The sequence below is a fragment of the Natrinema sp. LJW11 genome (genome assembly GCF_056135975.1).
Genome location: NZ_JBWBDM010000002.1, coordinates 103,894 through 128,343, shown reverse-complemented (window position 1 = coordinate 128,343; position 24,450 = coordinate 103,894). Strand labels below are relative to the sequence as shown.

General features: G+C 65.4%; 23 protein-coding genes and 1 tRNA gene. 11 read left to right on the top strand and 13 right to left on the bottom strand.

The genetic code is table 11. The annotated features are described in order from the left end of the window. Nucleotides 1-37 precede the first annotated feature (37 nt). The 3 genes from AC0QDI_RS05235 (at nucleotide 38) to AC0QDI_RS05225 (ending at nucleotide 4,155) form a co-directional block, all read left to right on the top strand. Nucleotides 38-2,224 carry a thioredoxin domain-containing protein gene (locus tag AC0QDI_RS05235; protein ID WP_474665939.1) on the top strand — a complete coding sequence of 729 codons (2,187 nt, stop codon included), beginning with the start codon at nucleotides 38-40 and terminating at the stop codon, nucleotides 2,222-2,224. A 198-nt stretch (nucleotides 2,225-2,422) separates the two neighbouring features. Next, nucleotides 2,423-2,593 (top strand): hypothetical protein, encoded by a 171-nt coding sequence (locus AC0QDI_RS05230; RefSeq protein ID WP_474665937.1) that lies wholly within the window; start codon nucleotides 2,423-2,425, stop codon nucleotides 2,591-2,593. Then, the gene (locus AC0QDI_RS05225; RefSeq protein WP_474665935.1) at nucleotides 2,590-4,155 is read left to right on the top strand and encodes an acyl-CoA carboxylase subunit beta; all 1,566 of its coding nucleotides are present in this window, start codon (nucleotides 2,590-2,592) and stop codon (nucleotides 4,153-4,155) included. The genes AC0QDI_RS05230 and AC0QDI_RS05225 overlap by 4 nt, the downstream gene beginning before the upstream one ends. A gap of 48 nt (nucleotides 4,156-4,203) precedes the next feature. On the opposite strand, the gene AC0QDI_RS05220 is transcribed toward AC0QDI_RS05225, so the two are convergent. Continuing rightward, nucleotides 4,204-4,605, bottom strand: coding sequence for a thioredoxin domain-containing protein (locus tag AC0QDI_RS05220; protein ID WP_474665933.1), 402 nt, complete (start codon nucleotides 4,603-4,605; stop codon nucleotides 4,204-4,206). A 232-nt stretch (nucleotides 4,606-4,837) separates the two neighbouring features. On the opposite strand from AC0QDI_RS05220, the gene AC0QDI_RS05215 reads away from it, so the two are divergent. Then, a complete protein-coding gene (locus AC0QDI_RS05215) occupies nucleotides 4,838-5,821 on the top strand; it encodes a PLP-dependent cysteine synthase family protein (RefSeq protein ID WP_474665931.1) in 984 nt (327 codons plus the stop codon). Between the two features lie 100 nt (nucleotides 5,822-5,921). Continuing rightward, on the top strand, nucleotides 5,922-6,677 hold the full coding sequence (locus AC0QDI_RS05210) for a hypothetical protein (RefSeq protein ID WP_474665929.1): 756 nt from the start codon (nucleotides 5,922-5,924) through the stop codon (nucleotides 6,675-6,677). A 129-nt stretch (nucleotides 6,678-6,806) separates the two neighbouring features. Here AC0QDI_RS05210 and AC0QDI_RS05205 read toward each other — a convergent pair whose 3' ends face one another. The 6 genes from AC0QDI_RS05205 to cyaB form a co-directional block, all read right to left on the bottom strand. Further along, nucleotides 6,807-7,334 carry a hypothetical protein gene (locus tag AC0QDI_RS05205; RefSeq protein ID WP_474665927.1) on the bottom strand — a complete coding sequence of 176 codons (528 nt, stop codon included), beginning with the start codon at nucleotides 7,332-7,334 and terminating at the stop codon, nucleotides 6,807-6,809. A 168-nt stretch (nucleotides 7,335-7,502) separates the two neighbouring features. Next, on the bottom strand, nucleotides 7,503-8,117 hold the full coding sequence (locus tag AC0QDI_RS05200) for a DUF5804 family protein (RefSeq protein WP_474665925.1): 615 nt from the start codon (nucleotides 8,115-8,117) through the stop codon (nucleotides 7,503-7,505). Between the two features lie 280 nt (nucleotides 8,118-8,397). Further along, nucleotides 8,398-9,576, bottom strand: a complete 1,179-nt coding sequence (locus AC0QDI_RS05195; RefSeq protein ID WP_474665923.1) for a tRNA sulfurtransferase — start codon at nucleotides 9,574-9,576, stop codon at nucleotides 8,398-8,400. Between the two features lie 75 nt (nucleotides 9,577-9,651). Further along, complete coding sequence (locus AC0QDI_RS05190; RefSeq protein WP_474665921.1) at nucleotides 9,652-10,911, bottom strand: MFS transporter; 1,260 nt, start codon at nucleotides 10,909-10,911, stop codon at nucleotides 9,652-9,654. A gap of 163 nt (nucleotides 10,912-11,074) precedes the next feature. Next, entirely contained in the window at nucleotides 11,075-12,280 is a 1,206-nt protein-coding gene (locus AC0QDI_RS05185; protein ID WP_474665919.1) for a methionine adenosyltransferase, read from the bottom strand. An 80-nt stretch (nucleotides 12,281-12,360) separates the two neighbouring features. Beyond that, entirely contained in the window at nucleotides 12,361-12,936 is a 576-nt protein-coding gene (cyaB, locus tag AC0QDI_RS05180) for a class IV adenylate cyclase (RefSeq protein WP_474665917.1), read from the bottom strand. An 88-nt stretch (nucleotides 12,937-13,024) separates the two neighbouring features. On the opposite strand from cyaB, the gene AC0QDI_RS05175 reads away from it, so the two are divergent. Further along, complete coding sequence (locus AC0QDI_RS05175) at nucleotides 13,025-14,002, top strand: FKBP-type peptidyl-prolyl cis-trans isomerase (protein WP_474665915.1); 978 nt, start codon at nucleotides 13,025-13,027, stop codon at nucleotides 14,000-14,002. A 164-nt stretch (nucleotides 14,003-14,166) separates the two neighbouring features. On the opposite strand, the gene AC0QDI_RS05170 is transcribed toward AC0QDI_RS05175, so the two are convergent. Further along, nucleotides 14,167-14,793 carry an RAD55 family ATPase gene (locus tag AC0QDI_RS05170; protein WP_474665913.1) on the bottom strand — a complete coding sequence of 209 codons (627 nt, stop codon included), beginning with the start codon at nucleotides 14,791-14,793 and terminating at the stop codon, nucleotides 14,167-14,169. Between the two features lie 228 nt (nucleotides 14,794-15,021). On the opposite strand from AC0QDI_RS05170, the gene pyrB reads away from it, so the two are divergent. From pyrB to AC0QDI_RS05150, 4 genes are all read left to right on the top strand, one after another. Further along, nucleotides 15,022-15,966: an aspartate carbamoyltransferase gene (gene pyrB, locus AC0QDI_RS05165; RefSeq protein WP_474665911.1), complete on the top strand. Its 945-nt coding sequence runs from the start codon at nucleotides 15,022-15,024 to the stop codon at nucleotides 15,964-15,966. Continuing rightward, nucleotides 15,959-16,447 carry an aspartate carbamoyltransferase regulatory subunit gene (pyrI, locus tag AC0QDI_RS05160; RefSeq protein WP_474665909.1) on the top strand — a complete coding sequence of 163 codons (489 nt, stop codon included), beginning with the start codon at nucleotides 15,959-15,961 and terminating at the stop codon, nucleotides 16,445-16,447. Before pyrB ends, pyrI begins: the two co-directional genes overlap by 8 nt. Nucleotides 16,448-16,774: 327 nt before the next feature. After that, complete coding sequence (locus tag AC0QDI_RS05155; protein ID WP_474665907.1) at nucleotides 16,775-17,620, top strand: hypothetical protein; 846 nt, start codon at nucleotides 16,775-16,777, stop codon at nucleotides 17,618-17,620. A 271-nt stretch (nucleotides 17,621-17,891) separates the two neighbouring features. Continuing rightward, nucleotides 17,892-19,175 (top strand): hypothetical protein, encoded by a 1,284-nt coding sequence (locus tag AC0QDI_RS05150; protein ID WP_474665905.1) that lies wholly within the window; start codon nucleotides 17,892-17,894, stop codon nucleotides 19,173-19,175. 149 nt (nucleotides 19,176-19,324) lie between these two features. On the opposite strand, the gene AC0QDI_RS05145 is transcribed toward AC0QDI_RS05150, so the two are convergent. The 4 genes from AC0QDI_RS05145 to AC0QDI_RS05130 all read right to left on the bottom strand — a co-directional run bounded on the left by AC0QDI_RS05145 (nucleotide 19,325) and on the right by AC0QDI_RS05130 (nucleotide 21,932). Next, nucleotides 19,325-19,753, bottom strand: coding sequence for a hypothetical protein (locus AC0QDI_RS05145; RefSeq protein WP_474665903.1), 429 nt, complete (start codon nucleotides 19,751-19,753; stop codon nucleotides 19,325-19,327). A 114-nt stretch (nucleotides 19,754-19,867) separates the two neighbouring features. Continuing rightward, nucleotides 19,868-20,632: an enoyl-CoA hydratase/isomerase family protein gene (locus AC0QDI_RS05140; RefSeq protein ID WP_474665901.1), complete on the bottom strand. Its 765-nt coding sequence runs from the start codon at nucleotides 20,630-20,632 to the stop codon at nucleotides 19,868-19,870. Nucleotides 20,633-20,906: 274 nt separating this feature from the next. Next, nucleotides 20,907-21,575 (bottom strand): helix-turn-helix domain-containing protein, encoded by a 669-nt coding sequence (locus AC0QDI_RS05135; protein WP_474665899.1) that lies wholly within the window; start codon nucleotides 21,573-21,575, stop codon nucleotides 20,907-20,909. Between the two features lie 192 nt (nucleotides 21,576-21,767). Continuing rightward, nucleotides 21,768-21,932: a hypothetical protein gene (locus AC0QDI_RS05130; RefSeq protein WP_474665897.1), complete on the bottom strand. Its 165-nt coding sequence runs from the start codon at nucleotides 21,930-21,932 to the stop codon at nucleotides 21,768-21,770. 640 nt (nucleotides 21,933-22,572) lie between these two features. On the opposite strand from AC0QDI_RS05130, the gene AC0QDI_RS05125 reads away from it, so the two are divergent. Next, nucleotides 22,573-24,084 carry a hypothetical protein gene (locus tag AC0QDI_RS05125; RefSeq protein ID WP_474665895.1) on the top strand — a complete coding sequence of 504 codons (1,512 nt, stop codon included), beginning with the start codon at nucleotides 22,573-22,575 and terminating at the stop codon, nucleotides 24,082-24,084. 269 nt (nucleotides 24,085-24,353) lie between these two features. On the opposite strand, the gene AC0QDI_RS05120 is transcribed toward AC0QDI_RS05125, so the two are convergent. Continuing rightward, nucleotides 24,354-24,427, bottom strand: a tRNA-Lys gene (locus AC0QDI_RS05120). Nucleotides 24,428-24,450 lie beyond the last annotated feature (23 nt).

Here is a 24,450-nt window from a genome sequence, read left to right as displayed (position 1 = left end):
CCCGTTGCTTTTAGCCGCGGTGGCCGTAGGTCCGTTCATGAACGATCCGACCCGGCGCAACCGGCTCGAGGAGGAGGAAAGCCCCTATCTGCGCCAGCACGCGGACAACCCCGTCAACTGGCAGCCCTGGGACGAGCAGGCACTCGAGGCCGCCAAAGAGCGGGACGTGCCGATCTTCCTCTCGATCGGCTACTCGGCGTGTCACTGGTGTCACGTCATGGAAGACGAGAGCTTCGAGGACGAGGCGGTCGCCGAGGTGCTCAACGAGAATTTCGTCCCGATCAAGGTCGACCGCGAGGAGCGACCGGACGTCGACAGCATCTACATGACCGTCTGCCAGCTCGTGACCGGGCGGGGCGGCTGGCCGCTCTCGGCCTGGCTCACCCCCGAGGGGAAGCCCTTCTTCGTCGGGACCTACTTCCCGCGAGAGGGCAAGCAGGGCCAGCCCGGCTTCCTCGACCTCTGCGAGCGAATCGGGGACTCCTGGGCGAGCGAGGACGACCGCGAGGAGATGGAACACCGCGCACAGCAGTGGACCGACGCGGCGAAAGATCGACTCGAGGAGACCCCGGACGCGGCGGGAGCCGGCACCGAGGCCGGTGCCAGCCCGGAGCCACCCTCGAGCGAGGTCCTCGAGACGGCCGCGGACGCGATTCTGCGCAGCGCCGACCGCCAGCACGGCGGCTTCGGCTCCGGCGGGCCGAAGTTTCCCCAGCCATCGCGGCTGCGCGTCCTCGCTCGAGCGTACGACCGAACCGGCCGCGAGGAGTATCTCGAGGTGCTCGAGGAGACCCTCGACGCGATGTCCGTGGGCGGGCTCTACGATCACGTCGGCGGCGGCTTCCACCGTTACTGCGTCGACCGGGACTGGACGGTCCCGCACTTCGAGAAGATGTTGTACGACAACGCCGAGATTCCGCGGGCGTTCCTCTCGGGCTACCAGCTCACCGGCGAGGATCGCTACGCCGAGATCGTCGCTGATACCCTCTCGTTCGTCGATCGGGAGCTGACCCACGACGAGGGCGGTTTCTTCAGCACGCTGGACGCCCAGAGCGAGGACCCCGAAACCGGCGAGCGCGAGGAGGGCGCGTTCTACGTCTGGACGCCCGCGGAAGTTCACGATATCGTCGAGGACGAGACCGACGCCGCCCTCTTCTGTGCGCGCTACGACGTCACGGAGTCGGGGAACTTCGAGGGGCGGAGCCAGCCGAATCGCGTGGCGCGGGTGTCGGAACTCGCCGGACAGTTCGATCTCGAGGGGGCCGAGATTCTGAAGCGACTCGAGTCGGCCCGCCAGCAGCTGTTCGAGGCCCGCGAGGAGCGGCCGCGACCCGACCGCGACGAGAAGGTGCTCGCGGGCTGGAACGGATTGCTGATCTCCACCTACGCCGAGGCCGCGCTGGTGCTCGGCGAGGGCGAGTACGCCGAGACCGCCGTCGACGCCCTCGAGTTCGTACGGGATCGGCTCTGGGACGAGGACGAACGGCGGCTCTCGCGGCGGTACAAAGATGAAGACGTCAAAGTCGACGGTTACCTCGAGGACTACGCGTTCCTCGCGCGCGGCGCGTTCGACTGCTACCAGACCACCGGCGAGGTCGACCACCTCGCGTTTGCGCTCGAGTTGGCCCGCGTCATCGAGACCGAGTTCTGGGACGCGGAGCGCGGAACGCTTTACTTCACGCCCGAGAGCGGCGAGTCGCTCGTGACGCGGCCCCAGGAGCTGGGCGACCAGTCGACGCCCTCCGCGACCGGCGTGGCGCTCGAGACGCTGCTCGCGCTCGACGAGTTCGCTGCTGAGGACTTCGAGGGGATCGCGGCCACGGTCCTCGAGACCCACGCGAATACCATCGAAGCGAACGCGCTCGAACACGCGACGCTCTGTCTCGCCGCCGATCGACTCGAGTCTGGAGCGCTCGAGGTAACGATCGCTGCGGCGGAACTCCCCGAAGCGTGGCGCGACGGGTTCGCGTCGCGGTACTTCCCCGACCGAATGTTCGCGCTGCGGCCACCGACCGAGGACGGACTCGAAGTGTGGCTCGAGACGCTGGGGCTCGAAGACGCACCCCCCATCTGGGCCGGACGCGAGGCCCGCGACGGCGAGCCGACGCTGTACGTCTGCCGCGATCGGACGTGTTCGCCGCCGACGCACGTCGTCGAGGAGGCGCTCGAGTGGCTCGACGATTCGGGCGAGAGCATGGACGACGAGTCGGACGCGCCGTTCTGAACCTGCCGCCGAACCGGCCCCAGTCCGCGGAGCCGCCGGCGCTCGCCTCGAGACGGAGCGTTCGAACTGCGACGTGAGCGACGGTCTCACGCGTTCTCGACGCGATACGTCTATTGTTAGCGCTCACTCTGCCGTTCGAGAACAATGTTACCGCTTCTCGGGATTTCTTGTACGTAGTTAACCAACTCCTCGAAAACGATGGCTACCACGTTCGACGATCGGCCGACCGAGGGAAGCGCGAGCGACGATCAGTTCTCGATTCGACTCCCCGGCTTCGGACGAACTGACGAGATGCCCGCCGGAGACGGATTGCAGACGGAGACGAACGAGACGCGGACGTTCGGACTCCGGGAGGCGCGTTTCGAATGAGCGACGATCCGTTCGAGGAGGTCGCCGACGCGAAGCGGTCGCTCTCCGACGAGGCACGCGAGGAGGCCGTCGCGCGCCAGCGCGACCTCGGGAAGCTAACCGCCAGAGAGCGCGTCGATTACCTGCTCGACGAAGGGACGTTCGATGAGGTCGGCCGTCTCGCGTCGCCGATGCCGACGACGCCCGAGACGACCGACTGGGAGCGCGAGGACGCCCCCTCCGACGGCGTCGTTACGTGCTACGGAGAGATCGACGGCCGCTCGGTCGCGCTGATCGCCACCGATTTCACGGTCAAGGGCGGCTCGATCGGCCACGCCGGCGGCCGAAAGATGGCGCGGGTCACCGAGCGCGCCCTCGACCGGGGGCTGCCGCTGATCATGCTCCACGACGGCGGCGGTCACCGCATTCAGGAGGGACTCGACGCCGCCCCCTTCGCTCGCGGCGACAACGGCTTTTCGAAGCGCCAGACCGCCCTCTCCGGGTGGGTCCCGGTCGTCTCGGCGATGATGGGGCCGGCCTTCGCTGCGCCGACCAACTTCGCGGCGCTGTCGGACTTCGTCCCGATCGTCGAGGGGACGGGAACGATGGGGGTCGCCGGTCCGTCGCTCGTCGAGGCCGCACTCGGCGTCGACGGCACCAAGGAGGAACTCGGCAGCGCGCGGTTTCAGACGACCGAGACCGGCATGGCCGACCTCGCCTGCAAGGACGACGAGGCCTGCCTCGACGCGATCCGGACGTTCCTCTCGTACCTGCCGCGAAACGCTCGCCGAGAGCCGCCATCGGCAGACTCGCGAGCGCCGGCCGTCGACGGCGAGCAGTTGCGAGAGATCATCCCTTCGAGCCCGCGCAAGGGGTACGATATCGACGCGATCATCGAGGGGATCGTCGACCGGGACTCGGTGTTCGAACTGAAACCGACCTACGCGCGGAACATCGTTACCGCCTTCGCTCGCCTCGAGGGCGAGCCGATCGGCGTCATCGCCAACAATCCGCGGATCAAGGCGGGGACCATCGATACGGGCGCGTCGGAGAAAGCCGCCCACTTCGCGGCGGTCTGCGACGCCTACGGGCTTCCGATCCTCACGCTGTCCGACGTCCCCGGAATCCTGCCCGGCCCGGACTCGGAGCGCGAGGGGATCGCCCGTCACTCCGCGAAGCTCCCCTTCGAACTCGCTCGCGCGACGATCCCGATCGCCAACGTCGTCCTCAGACGCGGCTACGGCTTCGGCTACGTGGCGATGGGCGGCGGCCGCTCGCTCGACTCGGAGCTGACGGTCCTGTGGCCGACGGCCGAAGTCGCCGCCATGGGCATCGAGGGGGCCGTCGACATCGCGTACCGCCGAGAGATCGAGTCCGCAGACGACCCCGAGGCCCGGCGTGCGGAACTGATCGAGAAGTTCAAGAACCGAACCGACGCCGTCCGAGCGGCCTCCCGCGTCGGAACCGACGGCGTCGTCCAGCCCGAAGACACCCGCGACCGGATCGTCCGAGCGTTCGCTCGAGCCGACGAACCCCACGAGGACGACTGGCCGCCGAAGAAACGGCCGATCAATCCGATCTGAGCGTCTCGGGTTGCCCGCTGGCCACCTTCGCCGTTCGGGCCGATCGACCTACGCCGACTCGAGCGCGGTTTGGATCTCGTCGGCCAGCCAGACCGCCGGCGGCACGTCCTCCTCCTCGACGAAGCGGGTGATCTCGTCGCCCTCGTCTCCGTCCGCGCCGGCGGGCGCGCGCTCGACGACGACCGTCGGGATGAGTTCGATGTCGTACTCCTCGACGCCGGGGCCCTGCTTGTCCTCGTCGAGGGCGTACTCCTCGATGCGCTCGTCGGGCACCTCGGCGGCCTCGAGCGCCGCGCCGAAGTCCGGCAGCAGTGCGCGACAGTCCTTGCACCAGTCGCCGCCCCAGATCTTGTACACCAGTTCGTCGTTGTGTGCTGCGAGCGTGTCGACCGCCTCCTCGTAGGACGCCGCGTCCCACGTGGGGTTCGGCCGCATGGTCTCGAGACTCATACGCACGGCTTACGTCCCGGCGGGCTTAACCGCGGTGTTTCTGGTAGCACCGTCGCTCGAACGTCCGTCCGGCGTTGCTCGCACTCGGTCGACCGACCACCGCGGGGCGGGCCTTTCGAGTTGTTCGCGGTTTGGCGGTCTGCGCTTCAACTAGCTGTAGGTCGATCAACTAGCCGGCACGTCCTGCCTGAGTCCAGTACGGGTTTACGTCTCGGTTCCCTATGACGGTCCAATGAAAGGGAGTATCCTGGACACCATCGGTTCGCCGCTCGTCCAGGTCGACTCGCCGGAGGGCGTGACGGTCGCCGCGAAGATCGAATCGTTCAACCCCGGCGGCTCGGCCAAGGACCGGCCGGCCCGCGAGATGATCCGGGCGGCCGAGCGCGACGGCCTGATCGAACCCGGCGACTCGCTCGTGGAACCGACCAGCGGCAACACCGGCATCGGCCTCGCACTCGTCGCCGCCGCTCGCGGCTACGATCTGACGATCGTCATGCCGTCGGACAAGTCGAAGGAACGCCGGCAGATCATGGCCGCCTACGGGGCCGACCTCGAGCTGGTCGACGGCGAAATGGCCGACGCCCGCGCTCGCGCCGACGAACTCGAGGCGGAGGGTGCGATCCAACTCGGGCAGTTCGAGAACCCGGCCAACCCCGACGCGCACTACAAGACGACCGGCGAGGAGATCGTCGAGCAGGTCGGCGACCGCGAGATCGACGCCTTCGTGGCGGGCGTCGGCACCGGCGGCACGATCTCGGGCACCGGCCGCCGGCTCCGCGAGGAGTTCCCCGAGATGGAGATCGTCGCCGTCGAGCCGGCCAAAAACGCCGTCCTCTCGACCGGCGAGGCCGGCAAAGACGAGTTCCAGGGCATGGGCCCCGGATTCATCAGCGACAATCTCGATCTCGACCTGCTCGACCGCGTCGAGACGGTCGGACTCGAGGACGCCGAAGACGAGTGTCGCCGCCTCGCGCGCGAGGAGGGCGTCCTCGTGGGACAGTCCAGCGGCGCGACGAGTCTCGTCTCCCAGCGCATCGCTCGAGAGATCGCCGATCCCAGCGTGGACTGTCCCGAGGTGCCGACCGCGTTCGACGACGGCGGCGAACCGGCCTCGCCCGAAACCGACGGCGGTCGGGCGGCCGAGGACTGCCCGCTGGTCGTCACCGTCTTCTGGGACAGCGGCGAACGCTACCTCTCGACCGGCCTCTTCGACTGAGCGGGGAGCGGACGAGGCGCTCGCGGAATCGCAGTTGACGAAAAGAGTTCTTTCACCTAGCCGAACCGCCTTTACCACCCCGTTCGTACGCTCAGGTACGATGACACGTCCCTCCAGACGGACATTGCTGTGTAGCACTGCAACGGTGATCGGTCTCTCGGCGGGCTGTATCGCCGACGGATCCGGAAGTCCGGCCGACGACGATGACGACCGGAACGACGGCGACGAGGGCTCGCCGTCGGCGGACACCGATCCCGAGTCGACCGACGGCGAATCCGAGGACCTTCCGGACGGAGTGACCGACTACCAGGCGCAGCCATACCAGTACGCCACGGGGTCGACGGTATCCCACGTGGAACTCGTACGGGACGCCGACGACGCCGCGGGCTGGCTCGAGGACCGGTCGCTATCCGACGCCGATCCGGTCGCCGAATTCGTCGACGGAATCGACTTCGAGACGTCGATCCTGGTTTCGCTCGAGGACGATGTGCCGAATCCGTGCCACGAGATGGTTCTCGAGTCCATCGACGTCGTCGAGCGCGACGGCGAGGATGACACCGGTACGGACGGCGACGACGAAAGCGACGAGGGAGGTGACGACGGCGGAACCGACGAACTCGTCCTCGCGGCCACGGTCCGTGACACGTCGGCCGAGGACGAGGTCTGCGCCCAGTCGATCGCGACCGTCGGCCGCCTGGTTCGGGTGACGTTCGAGTCGGAACCGCTGACGACCATCTCGGCGACAATCGTCGGTCACGACGGCAGTACCTCGAGCGTCTCGATGGCCAGCGACAGCGCGTCCGCCTCCGAGAGCACGAGCGCCGATTCGGCGTCAGGCAGCGGTAGCGACAGTTAACCGGGCAACAGTAGGTAGTAATACGATTACTTCATTCGGAATTAGACAAGAGAATGAAGCTGATGATTTAGTAACGACAGATGCGTATTCACCGCGAACTTCGTGTCCGACTCTGAATATCGGAACTGATCACCCACTACTCTCGTTAGCAAATTCACTGAATCCTCTATCCGTTCCAAAAGGGTAATTCTGAATGTCGGTCTGTTGTGTCGTGTTATTCGTTATACGGTGGGCGACTGAGTACGTGAACTCCTCCGATTCTGAATACGCGTACTCCCCCGGTTCAGACCATGACGATTCGACGACGGGAATCCCTCCTCGACACTCTAAACCGACACGGAACGCGTCTGTACTACTGTTTGAGACTGAGATAGCGGTACAGTTGGCTATCACTCTTTCCTCGAGATCGAAACTGTGGTTACGACTCGCGAGGAGATCGTTATAGAACAGGCGCTCCTCGTAAGTAACCGAGTAGTCCACGACGTTCGAGGAATTCAAAGGGAGTGGTTTCTCGGGACCGTCTGGATAGGCATCAATATGCACCTCACCTTCTGTCTGCTCATCTGGCACTACGTGAAACAGTATGAATACGCCAAACCCGACAAGAAGCACTACAACAAGAAATCCAAGTGGGATGGCCGCCCAGTCTGAATCCATCTGTTCAAACCAACACTTCCAGCGCAATAAATGTTACACAATTGAAAGATGGTTATACCGAGTGTTACGTCTCCCACCTGTACTGAACGAGATTTTCAGAGAGAATCCGAACAAAGAAATCGCGCTACCATCTACTGGTAACGGGCTCGTTGCGCCTCGAGAACCGACTCACGGCGAATATTCGGCTTCGGTCAGGCGGACGACGAGGGTGTCTTCGACGTCTCTGAGATCGTACTCGGGCAGGTCGCCGCCGGTCCGGCGAACGTACAGCGGTTCGACGAGCCGATGGGTCGGTTCGGCGGTTCTCACCCGACCGGCTTCGCTCGAGTCGTCCGCGTCGTCAGGTCCCCGGCGTTCGTCCCCGCTGGTAGCGTCGCTCATCTCAGTCGAGCCGGGACCCGGATTCGCATCCGCTACGTCGTCGCCGGCCGATTCGTCTCCCGCGTCGATCCGCTCGAGGCCGTAGATCTTGCAGAACTCGGCCGTCTCCGCCGGCTCGGTCTCGCCGTTTCGGAGCCGTTCGGCCAGCGGCCGCGAGAGCCACTCCGCGTCGCTGATGCTCGGTTCCCGGACGAGCGCCTCGTCGACGAACCGCGTGAGATACCAGTTGAGATCGTTCAGCAGCGAGACGGCAGCCCCGACGCTGACCGTCCGGACGGCGAGCGAGTTCTCGAACGGCCGCTCGAGGTCGTACGTCGCGAGGGCCTCGCGGGACGTCTCCCGGGAGAGCAGTTCGTACTGGAGATTGCTCCCGGCCTCGCCGACGAGACAGACGCGGGTCACTATATTGTGGTGGGTGCGACGGTGTAATGTCGGTTTCGGCTTCTAGACGAGTTTCTTGGAAGATTTCACGTTCAAAACGCGAATTCCGCCGCGACGACAGCGATGACGAAAGCCCCTGGCTCTCTCGAGTCGAGGGGCTCGCTGTGCGCTGTCCTCACTTCGTTCGGACAGTGCTTGCGTCGCCCGTCTTCCTCGAGGGAGCCAGCCCCTTTCAGTCCCGCCCGGCGGTGGCTAGGCCGAATCAGCGACGAGCCGCGGGGAAGATGCTGAGTCGCAATCGTTAGGGTTCGACCAGTGTCGCGTTCTTCGCCGCCTCTTCCGCGCGCTCGAGCAGGTCGTCCGGCTCCGCGGCGAGCAGCGGCTCGAGGCGGGCGTTGGTTTCGACCTGATCGGGGGTGACCCGGTTGCAGCCGGCGTCCATGGTCGAGTCGGTATAGGTGCCGATCTCGCGGGCCTGGGCGACGATGTACTGTTTGTCGCGGGTGAGGAGGGGGCGGTGGATCGGCAGTCTGGTCGCGCGGCTGGTGACGCCGAGATTCCGGACGGTCTGGCTGGACTTCTGGCCGGCGGCCTCGCCGGTGACGATGCCGTCCGCGTCGACGCGCTCGGCCAGCGTCTCGGCGGCGCGATAGAAAAAGCGCCGCAGGGAGAGCATTCGGCCCTGCTCCATCTCGCCGACGAGGAGATCGACGGTCTCGCCGCCGGGAATCTCGTAGACCTGCATGCCGAAGTTCGGCGCGTACTCGGAGAGGATCCGAACCGTCTCGAGCGCGCGCGCCTCGTGGTCGATCCCGCCGTAGTCGCCGAGGTCGACGTAGGCTGGGATGATGGGACTCCCGCGTTTCATCATCTCGTAGGCCGCGACGGGCGAGTCGATGCCGCCGCTGACCAGCGCGATGACCGGTTCTTGCGAGCCAAGCGGGAGGCCGCCGGGGCCGGCGACGTGCTCGAGGTAGACGAACGCCACGTCCTCGCGCACCTCGACGCCGAACGTGAGATCCGGATCGTCGAGGTCGACTTCCGGCTCGAACTCGTCCGCGACGGTCTCCCAGATAGCGGTGCCGGCCTCGCGGGCCAGCTCCTCGCTGTCGTAGGGAAGCGTCTTGTCCGACCGACGCGCGTCGACCGCGAACGTCCCGCCGTCGTAGTGCTCGCGAGCGGTCTCCACGAGCGCTTCGAGAATCTGTGTCTTTTCGATGCTGACGGTCAGGGCGGGACTCGCGGAGACCACGCCGAAGGTGTCCGCCGCGGCCGCGGTCGCCGCCTCGACGGCGTCCTCGCTCGTGTGAATCAGCGGCCGATTCCACCGGCGCTCGACCTCGCCGGGAATCGATCGGTCGGCGAGGAGGGCCTCGAGGTTCTCCGCGAGGAGCCCCTCCATGTACCGCTTGACCCTGTTTGACTTGGTGTTGACGTCCCCGTGACGGACGAGGACGGTGTCGGCTCCCGGCGGGTGCATGGACTGTGATAGTCGGCCGCGGCTATAAGGGGGTTACGAGGGGAGAATCGGGCTCGAGCCGCCACGGAGCGCGTCTCAGACGGCGGATTCCTCGACCGTCGGACTCAGACTCCCCGTGTAGCTGTAAATTCCGGCGACGAGAATCGCGCCGGCCAGCAGCGGAACGATCGCGCTGAGCGCGTACAGCACGTCGTAGCCGACCGCGTTGGCGAAGGGCAGTGAGATCAGCGGACCGAGGCCGCCGCCGACGTCGCCGAAGATGTTGTTCGTCCCCATCGCTCTGCCCATGCGGTCCTCGGGCGTGAGGTCCGCGAGCAGCGCCGTCAGCGGGCCGCCGACGCCGCCTTGCCCCGCACCGATCAGCCCGCACGCGAGGATTACGGCTCCGAACGAGGGCGCGACCGTGAGAACGACGAATCCGGTACAGCTGGTCGCGAGGAAGGCGAGCAAGACCGGCATGCGAGCGCCGACGGTATCGCTGATCTTCCCGCCCGAAATGGTGAAGACCGCGCCGGAGAGGGCGGAAACTGCCATCAACAGTCCGGACGTCCCCTGTTCGCCGTACTCGATGCCGTAGCCCGCGAACTCGAGCGAGAGCGTCAGCGACTCGACCTCGAGGTAGAGGACGAGCGTCGAGAAGAGGACGCCGATGTACGCGAAGTAGAGCCCGAAGTTGACTAAGCCGACGGTGAGCGCGGGCAGCGTCGTCTCGAAGTCCCAGGGGCTGATCGACGAGTCGACCGACTCGACGTGAGTCTCGGGGACGATGAAGTAGGCGATGACGCTCGCGAGGCCGGCGAAGGAGGCCGCGAGGACGAACGCTGCCACGTTGCTGTAGACCTCGCTGACGATGCCGCCCAGCACCATCCCGGCGGGGAAACCGAACGTGATCCCGGCCCGGACGATGCCCATGCTCGTTCCCCGCGAGCTGGCCTCGCTGACGTCGGCGGTGATGGTGTAGGCCGTCGCGAACACGAGCGAACTGCCGATCCCCCACGTGACTCGCGCGACGACGAACCAGAGTTCCGGCAGCGCGGACTCGATCGCGATCACGTAGCCGAACGTCGCGAGCCCCTCGATCGCTAGCCCGGCGACGAACGGTTTCCGGGTCCCGATCCGATCGACGAGCACGCCCGCCGGCCCGTTCGCGACCAGCCGGGTCCAGCGGTTCGCCGAGAGGATGACGCCGACCATGAACGCCGAAATACCCAGCACCTCGCCGAGGTTCGGCAGGATCGGGAAGACGACGCCGCCGCCGAAGCCGACGAAGAAGGTGCTCGCGACGACGGCGTAGACGACGGGACGTTCGGTCGATCTCGAACTCGAGTCAGCCATCGGAACTCACTACGTATTTCGATTCGTAACGCCGTACACGGGGGCGGCTTTTGACTATTCCGACGGCACACGTGCTGTGCCGGTTCCGTCACTGACTCGCGGCGACGCTCGTTGGTCTCGAGACATCACGGCTCACTCGAGAAAAAGTCCGTCCGATCGCCGCTCAGAACGTCGAGAGCTCGCCCTCGATCACGCTGCGGGTGATCTCGGTGACGTCGGCGAGTTCTCGGTCGACGATCGCTTCGACGTCGGCCTGGACGTCCGAGACCGCGACGCCGTCGTCCGTGACGACGTGCACGTCGGCGACGTGTGGCCGGTCGATGGGGCGGCCGATCTGGGAGAGGAGGCGCACGCGCAGGTCGCGGATCCCGTCGACGTCGCCCACGACCTCCTCGGCGATCTGCGTCGAGAGCAGATTGTAGATCTTCCCGATGTGGTTGACCGGGTTCTTCCCGCTGGTGGCCTCCATCGACATCGAGCGGTTGGGCGTGATGAGTCCGTTGGCGCGATTGCCCCGACCGACGGAGCCGTCGTCGCCCTGTTCGGCGGAGGTGCCGGTGACGGTGAGGTAGATCGAGCCCTCGTCGTAGTCGTCGGCCGTGTTGACGTGGACGTTGACCGCGCGGTCCGTGTGCTCGCGCGCGACGCCGTCGACGAACTCCCGGACCGACTCGACTGCCTCGACGTAGCCGTCCATGTTCGGGATGTACTCGTCGACCATCGCCGCGGCGACGGTGACGTCGATCTCCTCCCCCTCGCGCTTGCCCATGATCTTCACGTCCGGCCCGAGCGCCGGGTTCTCGGCCGCGTACTCGCCGTTCAGTCGTCGCTCGGCCTCGAGGACGATCTCCTCCGTCTCGGTCAGCGGCGCGTGGCCGACGCCGAAACTCGTGTCGTTGGCCATCGGGACGCTAACCTCGTCTTCGCCGAAGACCTCCTGCAGATCGCCGCTTCCCTCGCCGAGTTTCACGTCGACGACGACGTCTTCGCCGACGGTCAGCTGGGGGATGTTCTCCTCGAGGTACTCGCGGGCGGCCCGCAGCGCGATGGTCTCGGCGGGGATCGTTTGACCCTCGTAGTGTTTGGTCGCGCGGCCGACGATCAGCAGGTAGATGGGGTCGACGACCTCGCCGCCGCCGAAGGCGGGTGCCGCTTCGCCGGCGACGAGTTGCGTCTCGTCGGTATTGAAGTGGAGCACTTCGCCGACTCGCTCGAGATACTCGCGTGCGAGCGCCCCCGCGACGCTCTCGGCGATCCCGTCGCAGATGGAGTCGGGGTGGCCGATTCCCTTCCGTTCGACGATTTCGACTTCCTGATCCTCGACCGCTTGCCGCTCGATAGACTCGATCCGGATGTTCCGCTCACTCATTGGCGGGAGTTGACGGAGCGAGTTCGTATAACTTGCGGAAACAGATACGTCCCAGAAAATGCTTGCAGGTTATGGGGGTGTCAGCTGCCGGTCTCTTCGGACTCGAGCAGGAGGCCGAGATACGAGGTTCTGAGCTGGTCGTCGGGATCGAGATCCAGTCGCTCGAGCACGTCGTAAGCGCCCTCGCGAGCCGCTTTGAGTTCACTCTCCCCCTCGACGTCGGTCTCCCCCTCGACGTCGGTCTCGACCTCGACGTACTCACCGACGCCGTCGACCGAATCGAGGGTGACCGTGTAGCCCTCGAGCGTGAATCGCTCTCGCTCCTTGCGAACGGTCGCGGCGGGTTCGAAGTCGAGCTTCGCTAAAATCGCGTCCATCGTCTCGCGGTCCGCGACGCTCGTCTCCACCTCTTCGCGGGTCTTTGACTCGTCGTCGACGAGTGGCCCCTTGTAGGTGACGCGGGTTTCGTCGGGCGCGTTTTCGGGTCGCTCCGAGCGAATACGCAACGCTTCGTCGGTCTCGGCGAACTCGCGGTGGGGCGCGTCGTAGTAGGTGTCGACCTGGACGACGGCACCGCGAGGCGTCGCCTCGAGGGCCTCGAGACGGTCGCGGACGGCCGCGAGATCGGCGGGGACCTTCACTTCGACCTCGTACATGGGCGGGGGGACGGACGGCGGTCGTAAGTATCGGTCGCTCTCGCCCGAAAACGTCGTACTTAAATGTAGACGGGCGGACGTACAACGTATGACTGAGGATCAAGAGGCCGAGCTCGAGGAGCAGGCCGATGACGTCGACGAAGAAGCAGTCGAAGAAGCCGCCGACGAAGCCGAAGGGCTTCAGGAAGGCGACTTCGTCGAACTCGAATACACCGCGTACACCGTCGAAGACGAACAGCTGGTCGACACGACCGACCCCGAGGTCGCCGAGGAAGAGGGCGTCGATCAGGAGGGACAGGAGTTCAAGCCGCGAACGATCGTCGTCGGCGAGGGTCACATTTTCGAGGCCGTCGAGGACGCGATCGTCGGCTCCGAACCCGGCGACTCCGGCACGGTGACCGTCTCCGCCGAGGACGCCTTCGGCGAGTACGACCCGGACGACGTCCAGACCGTCAGCGCAGAGAAGATCGACGAGGACGACCGCTACCCCGGTGCAAACGTGCAGATCGACGGCCAGCAGGGCTACATCAGCACGATCATCGGCGGTCGCGCCCGCGTCGACTTCAACCACCCGCTCGCCGGTGAGGACGTCGAGTACGAGTACACCGTCACCGAGGAGGTCGACGACCGCGAGCAGCAGGCCGCCGGCCTGTTCGAGATGTACCTCGGGATGGAGCCCGAGCTCTGGATCGACACGGACGAAGTCGAGGAAGAAGTCCCCGTCGAACCCGACGAAGATGCCGACGAGGACGACGAGCCCGCGGAACCCGAGTTCGAGACCGAGACCGTCGAGAAGGAGACCCTCTACCTCGAGGCCACGCCCCAGATGACGATGAACCAGCAGTGGATGATGGGCAAACAGCAGATCGGTCAGGACATCATCGACAAGGTCGGCGTCGACCGCGTCATCGTCCAGGAAGTCATCGACGGGATGGGTGGCATGGGCATGGGCGGCATGATGGGCGGCATGGGCGGCATGGGCGGCGGCGACATCGAGGAAGCGCTCGAGGACGCCGACGTCGACGCCGACGAGATCGTCGAAGAGCTCGAAGGCGCAGAAGAGTAAGACGGTCTGCAGTACCGGTGTCCCGGCGTTCCCACGGGACGGGTCCGGATTGCGCCGGAACCGACGGACGATCGTCCGTATAACGCGATTCGCTGTCGCTATCCGTTTTGTAGTTCACTGACGACGATCACGGACGTGTGTCCGAACGGAGGAACGGCAGCGACTCACGCGATATCGCGGCTGGTGTCGATCGCGACCTCCTCCGTGAGTTCGAGTTTGATCGCTTCGGTCGGCTGGCTGCCGCCGCGGAACTTCGGGATCGTCAGGTGATTCTCGAGTTCGGTGCCGGCGATCATGGTCCGGAGATCGAAGACGGCGTCGACGGCGTGGATGGTCCGCGCTCGGTTCGCCGGTTCGTCGTCTCCTTTGAGACAGTGCAAAACGGCGATGCTTCCGGTCTCGAGCATCGTGGCTTTGAGTTCGTTGAGAAACGCGACGTACTCGTCTGTGTCGTGTCGCTCCAGGACGTCCATTGTGTCGATGATGAGGTTGGCACCGTCCGGCAGCGCACCGATCAGTCGCGTCGCCTCTTCGATCGGGCTGTCGCTGGTAACGTGTCTGACGGTCGGGCTGCCGACGGACGACGGGGAGGATTCGATGGCGTGACGGACGGCGTCGTCGGAGCGTTCGGTCGAGAGGTAGAGGGTTCCGCGTGCGGCCGTGAGTTCGTAGAGGAGGAGTTCGGACTGGCTGGCCGGCTCGGCGGTGTACGCCACGAGACATCCCGGCGGTAGTCCGCCGTCGAGCTTTCGATCGAGTACGTCGATTCCGGTATCTAGCCGACCGACCATACAATTATGAGCAATTACTGTAGTGTCTGTATAACTCTTTGCCCTCGGGGGCCGCCAACTCGAGAGGCCGTCGGCGTCGCACACTCGCACGCGGACCGACTCGCGAAAAACTGACGCGGCGACGACGGCCCGCCGAGGGCCGTCGTGGGGGTGTCCGTCGAGAACCGATGCGATCGGACGGCGTCGAATGGGGAGATTCAAGGGGACTGCCACAGCCTACACGAACGAATGCGCCACGATCACCTCATCACGAGCAAACAACTCTCGCGGGCGGACATCGAGGCCGTTCTCGACTACGCGGCCGAGATCGACGCCGACCCGTCTGGCGTCGCGGACCGTCACGCGGGGACGTTGCTCGGCCTGCTCTTCTTCGAGCCGAGCACGCGGACGAAGATGAGCTTCGAGACCGCGATGAAGCGACTCGGCGGCGACGTCGTCGACATGGGCTCGGTCGAGTCCTCGAGCGTGACGAAGGGAGAGACCCTCGCCGACACCGTCCGCGTCATCGAGGGGTACGCCGACGCGCTCGTCTTGCGCCATCCCAAGCAGGGATCGGCGACGATGGCGAGCGAGTTCGTCGACGTCCCGCTGGTGAACGCGGGCGACGGCGCGGGTCACCACCCGACCCAGACGCTGCTCGATCTCTACACGATCCGGGAGAACGCCGGGCTCGACGACCTGACCATCGGCATCATGGGCGATCTGAAGTACGGGCGGACCGTCCACTCGCTGGCCTACGCGCTGACGAACTTCGACACCCGCCAGCATTTCATCAGCCCGGAAAGTCTACAGCTCCCGCGGGAGGTCGTCTACGACCTCCACCAGCACCAAGACGGGACCGGAATTCGAGAGCACGACGCCCTCGAGGAGGTGCTCCCCTCGCTGGACGTCCTCTACGTCACGCGGATTCAGCGCGAGCGGTTCCCCGACGAGAACGAGTACCAGAAGGTCGCCGGCGAGTACCAGATCGACGCCGGGACGCTCCAGGCCGCGAGCGACGATCTGACGGTGATGCATCCGCTGCCCCGGGTCGACGAGATCGCGCCCGAGATCGACGGGACCGACCACGCGGCGTACTTCGAGCAAGCACACAACGGCGTGCCGGTGCGGATGGCACTGCTCGATCTCCTGTTGAGCGACGACAAGGGGATCCGGGGTGATGGCGATGAGTGACGAACACGACCACCACGACGGCGACGACGATCACGAACTGCGGGTCAGCAAGATCCGCGACGGAACCGTGATCGATCACGTGCACGGGGGCCAAGCGCTGAACGTCCTCGCCATCCTCGGTATCGACGGCACCAACGGCGAGGAGGTCTCCGTCGGGATGAACGTCCCCTCGGATCGTCTCGCGCGCAAGGACATCGTCAAGGTCGAGGGCCGCGAACTGAGTCAGGACGAAGTCGACGTGCTCTCGCTGATCGCGCCCGACGCGACGATCAACATCGTCCGGGACTTCGACGTCGTGGAGAAACACCGCGTCGAACGACCCGACGTCGTCGAGAGCGTGCTCTCCTGTCCGAACGCCGGCTGTATCACGACCGGCGGCGAGCCCGTCACCTCGCGGTTTTCGGTGCTCGAGGACGGCGTGCGCTGTTCGTACTGCGAGACGATCGTCCGCGACGAGATCGCGTCGCTGATCGACACCTGAGACGGCGCGGTGTACCGATATACCGGCGCACCCGCGGACCGTTCTGCGGCTGCGACGAAATCGACGGACGCCAGTCCGCTCGAGCGACGTGGCGCTCGGCGTCGATTCTCTGGACGGGACGACCATCCAGAATATCTAAGTGTTTGCCCCCCGTATTACGTCATGTACATGTCACGTACCGTCAAAGTCGTACTCGCCCTGTTCGTCATCGCCGTCCTCTACAAGGTCGCCTTCAGCGGCTCGTCGGACGTCGAAGTCGACTACGAACCGACCGAAGAATAGATCCGATTCCGAACGGCTTACGGGGATGGCGGCGTACTCGAAGGTATGTACGGCGTCGTCACCCGTAACGCCGAAGAAGTACGGTGGCCGGAGTTCGACCGCGGCTTCTACGAGGTCAAAGACGTGACCGGCCGGTCCGCCGAACCGATCGCCGACGGGGTGAACATGGTCTCCTGTTTCGGCGACAACGCCGCCGCCGACGCCGATCCGTCGCTGCTCCCCGTCGACGACATGGGCCGACCCGCCGACCGGGAGCGACCGTACTTCGACTGGGCCTACATCTGTCCATCCCGCGAGGACTACCGGGAGGGCCTGTTCGAAATCATCGACGATTGCGTCGCCGAAAACGAGGACGTCCGCCTCGACGATATCGGTTTTCCTCGAGCGGAGTACTGCCGGTGTGGCGTCTGCGAGCAGGAGTTCGAGGCGAGCGAGTACGACGACCGCATGGAGTGGCGAGCCAGCGTCATCACCGAATTCGTCGAAGAAGCGGTCGAGCACATCCCCGGGACGGTCTACATGACGCTCTACCCCGATCCCTACCCCGGCCACCTCCGCGAGCGCGCCGGCATCGACCTCGCGGCCGTCGAGGAGTACGTCGACGAGTTCGTCGTCCCGCTGTACGACACCGCCTACGGAACGACCTACTGGCTCGAGACCATCGCGAAGGGGTTCGAGAGCGCGCTCGAGACCCCCTTCAATATCGAGTTGTACGCGGTAAACGTCGATGTCGACAATCTGATCCACGCGACCGAGGTCGCCGAGGAGTACGCCGAGGGGGTCTTCTTCGGCTACGAGGCGAGCAACGGACGAGCGGCCCTGCGGCGGATGCAGGCCGACGAACGCGAGGGCGTGACCCACGGCGAACCGGGCACCGGGTCGGAGTCCTGACCGCGGTCGGCGTCCACCGCCGGTCCCAAGCGACTATTACTTCCCTCTCTCGGTCGGTATCGGTGCGAAACTCGCCCAACAGCGCGTTCTCGAACGGGCTCGACGGTATCGAACCTGTCTCGCACGTATTCAGTTTATTCGCGTTCGCCCGGGTTGCGAGCAGTTGCGTCGCGTTCCGGGCGGAACCGACGCAGCCCTTTATTTGCGTCTCGGTCGCGCTCAGTCGTGACCGAGGATCACGGCGGTGATCGCGGATCCTCAGGTGACCACTATGCGACAGAACCAACCCCAACAGTCGACTGACACGCGGCAGATGGCGGAATCGACGATGGATCAGGGCCAGCGGGCGATGGAGCAGCTGATCGAGCTTCAGCGGGACATGGCCCGCATGACGCTCAGTGCACTCGAGTGGCAAGAGACCGCACAGAAACAGGGGCTCGAGATGACGCGATCGATGCTGCAGAACACGCCCGGCCAGCAGTTCACGGAGTCGATGATGCAGCGGTATCTGCAGGGAATGGAGGCCGTGATGCCGGAAATGGAGCGGGTCATGGAACAGGGTTTCGAGGCCGCTTCCCAGCCCCAGATGAATCAGATGGGGCAAATAGGGGACCAGCGGGGGCGGACGGGCGGGCAGTTCACTGACCGCGGACGACAGGGCCAACAGGAGAGCGCTCGGTACGGGACGCAGGGCCGGATGGAATCCCGATCGCCCCAGAGAACGCAGCGCCGGCTGACTGGGAGCCAGCACACGGGGCAATCGACGAGCGCGCAGGGAGCGACGAATCGGCAGGGTCAGGCGGCCGCCCCCTCGACTGGGCAACAACAGGGGATGCAGCCGGGCCAGCAACAAGGAGGGCAACCGGCTCAACGAGACGAGATGAGGACCGTCGGTCAGCAGGGGACGGGCAGCCGCTCTCAGTCGCAACGGCCCCAGCAGTCCCAACAGTACCCACAGACCGGCGAGTGGATCTCGCCGGGGGAGTACGGCGGTGAATCGGCCGGTGCGAGCGGCCCCCAGCAGCAGCCGATGACGGCCGAGCCGAGCCACTCGTCGGGGCAGTTCGGACAGGGACACCAGCAAGATCGTCAGACACAGGGGCCCCGACAACGGCCTGAAACGCACCAATACCAGGGGACCGAACCGCGGCAGGGACAGGAGCGAGCCCAGCACGGTGGCTCGACTCAACACAGCGAACAGGGGCTCCCCGACCGGGAACGCGGACAGTCGGCACAGCAGCGACAGTCGCCGATGCAGACCGGCCAGGGTCGCTTGCGAGAGCAGTACTCACAGCGGATCGATCCCGATCGGCGGGGACAGGGCGAGCAGCACCCCTCGACGGATCGAGACCAGCACGGACAGTCGGCCCAGCGCGGGAGATCGTCTGCGCGCAGTTCCGAAGCGGACGCGGTCCGCGAGCCCGATCGCGGCGAAACGAACGTGACCGACGAGACCCATGAGACGAACGAAACGGACCGCTCGTCGGACCGATCCGCGCGATCGGCCGCACCCGAGGGGGACGTCGACGAGGGGCACGGTGTCGATGAAGAGTAGCGAGGGGAACCGAACCCGTCGGTGACATGCGGTCCCGAGCGTTTCTCGAGGTGAATCGGGGTTCACGGACTCGGCGTCAGTAACGGGACGAAAAAACGAAAATCGGGGTTACAGCCGGAACGGTCGATCCGGAGGGTTGTGGAACGGTATTATCGGGCGTTGTCGTCGCCGAGGAGATCGTCATCGTCGTCGTCGCGTATCACGCCCTCGTCGTCGGTGCCGCTGATATCGTTTTCGTCCCGATCGATACCGCGGTCGTCCGTCGTTCCGGTGCCGGTTCCGGTCGCTCCGGTTCCGGTACCCATATCGCCCGTCCCCCCGGTCGTGTTGGCACCGGAGAGGTCTCGCTCGAGGCGGATTTCGTCGTCGGTCACGCGACCGATCGCCTCCTCTTGGAGCGGGTACGTATCTTCACCGCTATCGCCCCAACCGAGCGTCGCCTTGATCGAATCTGTGATTCCGGGATCCGGTTCGACGTGGGCCGTACCGTGTTGGACATCGGCGACCATTCCGACCTCGTCACCGTCCGCGTTGACGACGGACTTGCCAACGTCGTCGTCGGTAATCTGTGGGGACATTGCGTTTTGACGAAGGGTAGATTCGTGCAAGGCCGTGGTGCTTGCGGACGCTTGCGACCGGACGCGTTTCGGGGTACGAGACGGCTGGTCGGGACGAACGCGAGCCCAGTGCGATTACTCGAACTCCGGTGACCGATCCTCGAGGAAGGCGGTCACGCCCTCCTCGTGGGCGGCCGACGTGCGGGCCTGGGCCTGCAGCAGATTCTCGTAATCCAGCGCGTCGTCCCACGACCGACCCAGGTTCTCGTGCATCGCCTGTTTCATCATGCCGATCGTGGCCGTGGGGCCGTTCGCGAGGCCGTCGACCGTCTCTGCGACCCGATCGTCGAGCTCCGCGGCGGGGACCGCCTCGTTGACCAGCTCGAGATCGGCCGCGCGTTCGGCGTCGAAGAACTCGCCGGTGAACGCGAGCTTCTTCGCGGCTCGGAGGCCCACGATGTGCGGGAGCATGACGGTTCCGCCCGTGTCGGGGAGCAGGCCGACCCTGACGAACGCACACGAGAACGTCGCGTCGGCGGCGGCGTAGGCGATGTCCGCGAGCGCGACGATCGAGAGCCCCGCGCCGATCGCGTCGCCGTTGACCTTCGCCACGATCGGGACCGGACACTCGAGCATCGCCTCGACGACGCGGCCGAAGGTTTCGGTGACCTCCTCGTAGGCCTCCGCGGACGATCCGGGCGTCTCCGCCAGCGACTCGAGGTCGCCGCCGGCGCTGAAGGCGTCGCCCGCGCCGGTGATGACGATCGCGTCCTCGGTCTCCGGAGTGGCCCCTTCGATCGCGTCGGCCAGTTCGTTCGCGGTCTCCGTCGTGAGCGCGTTGAGCGCGTCCGGCCGGTCGAACGTCAGTCGCAACACGCCGTCGTCGCTGTCGATCTTCATACCGTCCGTGTCGTGTGCGCGGATCGTAATGGTAGTGGTCTCCACACGAGTCACCAGCAGTGCTGTGCGCGCTTCGTACAACGGAAGTGCACGTCCGACGGTGCGTTCACCTCGCGGGGCGCTCTCCGTCGGTCGACGGCCGGTGAAAAACGTCGAACCGGGCCTCGGACGGGATCGTCCCTAGTCGCCGCTGAAAGTCATCGGCCACCCAATCGATCGATAGCGGTGCGATCAGTGTGTGAATCGTTTCAGCGCCGACTAGAGACGAACGCGTTCAGTTCGTCGGAATCGCCGGTGCGGCGGCGTCCTCTTCGGTCACGTTGAGTTCGGACGTGACGAGCGCGCGGTAGGCGCGGCGCAGGCGCTCGGAGAGCGCCTGATGGGAGATTCCCAGTTCCTCGGACAGTTCCTGCATCGACACCTCGCGCGGGATCTCGAAGTAGCCGTGGTCGATCGCCGCGACCAGGGTCTCGTACTGGCGGGCCGTCAGGCCGCACTGGGAGTGACTTTCCTCAGCCAGGTCGAAGAGCCGGACGATCGTCGGCGTCACGTCGTTGTCGTCGAGACGATCGTACAGCGAACTGACGCTCTCGCGGTCGACCACGCGAACGCTGAGCAGCCACGTGCCGTCGGACGCCGAGGCGCTCAGTACCGTCCCGCCCTCCTCGAGGACGATCTCGAAGGGGTCGACGGTGTCCGGTTCGAACTCGATGTCGTAGAGCCAGCGGTCCTCGTCGCTACTGATCTGGGAGTAGTTCCCGATCGCCCCCGCCTCGTCGAGCGCGTCCTCGACCTCCGACTGTGACGGCCCGGAGAGCCAGAGGCCGTGGCCGCTCGAGGCGATCACTCGCTCCATCTCGCACGTGAGGGAGGGGACGGCCGCGAACAACTCGCCGGTTCCGGTTCCGTCGGCCGGAATCTCGATGTCTGCGATAGATGTCATGAGTCTCACCCGTAAGTAGCACGAGGACATCCATAACCCCACTTCCAAAGCACTTAGAGGAGGTTAGAGTGACTATCACTCCATCTGATTGGTTCGCGAACTGAGGAGCGCGACAGCGTCGCAGAGCCGGCGGATTAGTCCGTCGGGCCGTTTCGACCAGCAGCGAGTCGGTGCCGGTGACGGCGATCGCGATCACTGCGAGCGCGATCGGACCATCGCATCACCCTCGATCGCGAGCACCGAGACGCGGATCGACGGCATCGCGGTTCGCGGCGTGTACGGGACCATCAGCGCACCGAACCCGTCGCTCGTCCGGCACAGTGGCAGAACCGCATCAGAACGATCCCGGCGGTTCACGGGTTTGCGCGCGAACGGTGACGACGAGAAACGGTGTGGCAACGAACGTCCGGGCCGTGACAGGTGGAGCAACGAACGGCTGGATCAGGACGGTACCGATCTGACTGCCCGCGGCGAGCACCACTCGACGGGTTCCCGAAGCCGACCCGAACTGGTCGTCGCGAGGCAGCTGCCCCGTTCGATCACCCGCGCTGTTGGCACCGTTGCTGTTCGGACCGACGAGTCGATTCGTCAGAACGGTTCGACTCGGCTCCGGTCGGCCGCGAGATCGTCGGCGACGGCTTCGGCGTCTGACTCGAAATCGACGCTCGCGCGCCCGGTTTTGCTCGAGCGCAAGCCGCGCGCGTGACGGTGGCGACGAACCGAGTTGCTCGAGCGTCCGGTGCGTACCGTCTCCTGCGTCGGGCGTTGGGAACGCAGCGACGATCCTCCGGGCGAGCGAAACTGTTTCGCTCGTCGAGCCCGTCGGTGCAACCGCTTAATTCGGTGCTAAGGATTCGAGCGGCCCGCGCGCGGATTCCGCTCGTATCCCCTCGAGAGCCCCGTCAGGAACGGTCTGGCCAGTCGTTCAATCGTTTTGGTGGGTTCGAATTGAATTACCGCAATTATACGTAATAGACACCGTTTCCGAACGCCAGTCGTGACTTCAAACGACTCACGAACGGTGCAGTTCGGTCGAAGATCGTATCTCAAAGGCTGTGTCGTCGGACTCGGTTCGACGCTTTCAGCTGCCGGGGTGGCGGGGGCGGCCCAGGACGAAGAACAGTACGAGCAGCAATACGAGACGGTCGTCGACGTTGTCGACGCTGGCGCGGACAACGGGGGAGACGAGTCCGTCACGCCTGTATTGCGCGAACACGTTGGCGACGATACGCTGCTCAAATTCCCGGCGGGGCAGTACTACATGGACGAACAGCTTCGACTCACCGGGTTCGAGAACGTGGGTTTCGTCGGCGAGAACGCGACACTGATCCCGGCAAACTACCACGAGTTCGACGGTCCACAGTACCGCCTGTTCCGGCTTGGAACTGCCGAAATCCCCGGCCGGGATCTCCGCTTTGAGGGGTTCGACATCGACCAGACGGCGTCTGACACGGGAATCCGCGTCCTCAGTGCAGAGGTCGAAGACGGCCTCGTCGTCCGGAACGTCTTCGTTCGCGGCGTCCACGACAGTGGGACGTGGGGGCCGGGGCTGTTCAATATCACCGACTCCGACGGGCAGGGTCGCGTCGAGCGCTTCTGCGCCGCCGCCGGTGGTCGCCACGTCGACGACACGCCGAACGAAGGGAACATGTGGCGCGGGCCGACCGGCATCGAGGTCGACCAAAACCACCGCGGAACGATCGTTTTCGATGGCTGCGTGCTCGGCGGCTTTCCGGACAACGGGCTGTACGCCTCGAGCGAAACCGGTCGAGTCGGCGTCGACGGCGGCCGGTTCCGAAACAGCGGGACCGCATCGATCCGCCTCGCCGGTTCGACCGGGAGGGTCAGGGACGCGACTGTCGTCGTCGAGGAGAACACGAACGACTCGCTCGGTCAGCACGCGATTCGGATCGATCGTGGGGAGCAGTTCGCACTCGAGGGGATCAGCGTCGACATTCCCAACCCGAACGGCGACGCGATCAGGGTCATGAACAGCGTCGAGAACACCTCGATCACGGGTTCGGAGATCTCCGTCGCCGAGGGTTCGAGCAACGGAATTCGGATCGATCCCGAGGCGGGACCGACGACGATCGAAGACGTCGACATCGAGATCGACGGGAGCGCAAACGCGGTTCAGATCCAGGGGCAGGACGCCGGCGCGGTCGACCTGCAAAACGTTCGAATCACCGGCGACGCGGACGGATCAACGATGCGCCACGCGATCCTCTGTGAACGAAACGGCTGTCGGTTCGACGGACTCTCGGTCGAACAGCGCGGCTCCAACAAGCGACGCGGCCTCGAGTTGCGGGGCGACGACGCCGCCGTCGTCGACTCGGAGTTCACGACGACGCACACTCCGATCGTCGTCAACGGCGCGGACGGCGTGACGATCGAGAACTGTTATGCCAACTCCGTGGACGATATTAACTCCCTGAACATCGTCAGCAACGCCGGTTCCGTCTCCCTCGCGAACAACGAGTTCCCCGACGGGGTTCGAGACAGTCGGTAACGCGACAAGATCGGCGTCGAATCAGACACGGGACGATTCGATCCGTTTCAGGCTCGAGCGCTCGAGGAATGCCGATCCGTCGCTGGTTGAGATCCGTCTCGATTCGGGATCGATTTTGCCACTTGCGAATTTGCTCGCGGCGAGAAGTAGGCCGGGCGCGATTGGAACACACGGTCGGACGTGCTCACTCCGTTGCGCGCGACCTCCCTGCGTTCAAATCCCGCCGGTTCCGTTACCTGTCGCTCACGGATTCGTTCGCGACAGGAAAGCGGGCCGGGCGCGATTTGAACACGCGACCGTCTGATTAAGAGTCAGACGCTCTGCCGGACTGAGCTACCGGCCCTGTACCTGCGACTTTCCCTCGGT

Coding starts and splice junctions, on each gene's coding strand:
- AC0QDI_RS05235 (WP_474665939.1), top strand. CDS start 38: ATGAACGATCCGACCCGGCGCAACCGGCTCGAGGAGGAGGAAAGCCCC.
- AC0QDI_RS05230 (WP_474665937.1), top strand. CDS start 2,423: ATGGCTACCACGTTCGACGATCGGCCGACCGAGGGAAGCGCGAGCGAC.
- AC0QDI_RS05225 (WP_474665935.1), top strand. CDS start 2,590: ATGAGCGACGATCCGTTCGAGGAGGTCGCCGACGCGAAGCGGTCGCTC.
- AC0QDI_RS05220 (WP_474665933.1), bottom strand. CDS start 4,605: ATGAGTCTCGAGACCATGCGGCCGAACCCCACGTGGGACGCGGCGTCC.
- AC0QDI_RS05215 (WP_474665931.1), top strand. CDS start 4,838: ATGAAAGGGAGTATCCTGGACACCATCGGTTCGCCGCTCGTCCAGGTC.
- AC0QDI_RS05210 (WP_474665929.1), top strand. CDS start 5,922: ATGACACGTCCCTCCAGACGGACATTGCTGTGTAGCACTGCAACGGTG.
- AC0QDI_RS05205 (WP_474665927.1), bottom strand. CDS start 7,334: ATGGATTCAGACTGGGCGGCCATCCCACTTGGATTTCTTGTTGTAGTG.
- AC0QDI_RS05195 (WP_474665923.1), bottom strand. CDS start 9,576: ATGCACCCGCCGGGAGCCGACACCGTCCTCGTCCGTCACGGGGACGTC.
- AC0QDI_RS05190 (WP_474665921.1), bottom strand. CDS start 10,911: ATGGCTGACTCGAGTTCGAGATCGACCGAACGTCCCGTCGTCTACGCC.
- AC0QDI_RS05185 (WP_474665919.1), bottom strand. CDS start 12,280: ATGAGTGAGCGGAACATCCGGATCGAGTCTATCGAGCGGCAAGCGGTC.
- cyaB (WP_474665917.1), bottom strand. CDS start 12,936: ATGTACGAGGTCGAAGTGAAGGTCCCCGCCGATCTCGCGGCCGTCCGC.
- AC0QDI_RS05175 (WP_474665915.1), top strand. CDS start 13,025: ATGACTGAGGATCAAGAGGCCGAGCTCGAGGAGCAGGCCGATGACGTC.
- AC0QDI_RS05170 (WP_474665913.1), bottom strand. CDS start 14,793: ATGGTCGGTCGGCTAGATACCGGAATCGACGTACTCGATCGAAAGCTC.
- pyrB (WP_474665911.1), top strand. CDS start 15,022: ATGCGCCACGATCACCTCATCACGAGCAAACAACTCTCGCGGGCGGAC.
- pyrI (WP_474665909.1), top strand. CDS start 15,959: ATGAGTGACGAACACGACCACCACGACGGCGACGACGATCACGAACTG.
- AC0QDI_RS05155 (WP_474665907.1), top strand. CDS start 16,775: ATGTACGGCGTCGTCACCCGTAACGCCGAAGAAGTACGGTGGCCGGAG.
- AC0QDI_RS05150 (WP_474665905.1), top strand. CDS start 17,892: ATGCGACAGAACCAACCCCAACAGTCGACTGACACGCGGCAGATGGCG.
- AC0QDI_RS05145 (WP_474665903.1), bottom strand. CDS start 19,753: ATGTCCCCACAGATTACCGACGACGACGTTGGCAAGTCCGTCGTCAAC.
- AC0QDI_RS05140 (WP_474665901.1), bottom strand. CDS start 20,632: ATGAAGATCGACAGCGACGACGGCGTGTTGCGACTGACGTTCGACCGG.
- AC0QDI_RS05135 (WP_474665899.1), bottom strand. CDS start 21,575: ATGACATCTATCGCAGACATCGAGATTCCGGCCGACGGAACCGGAACC.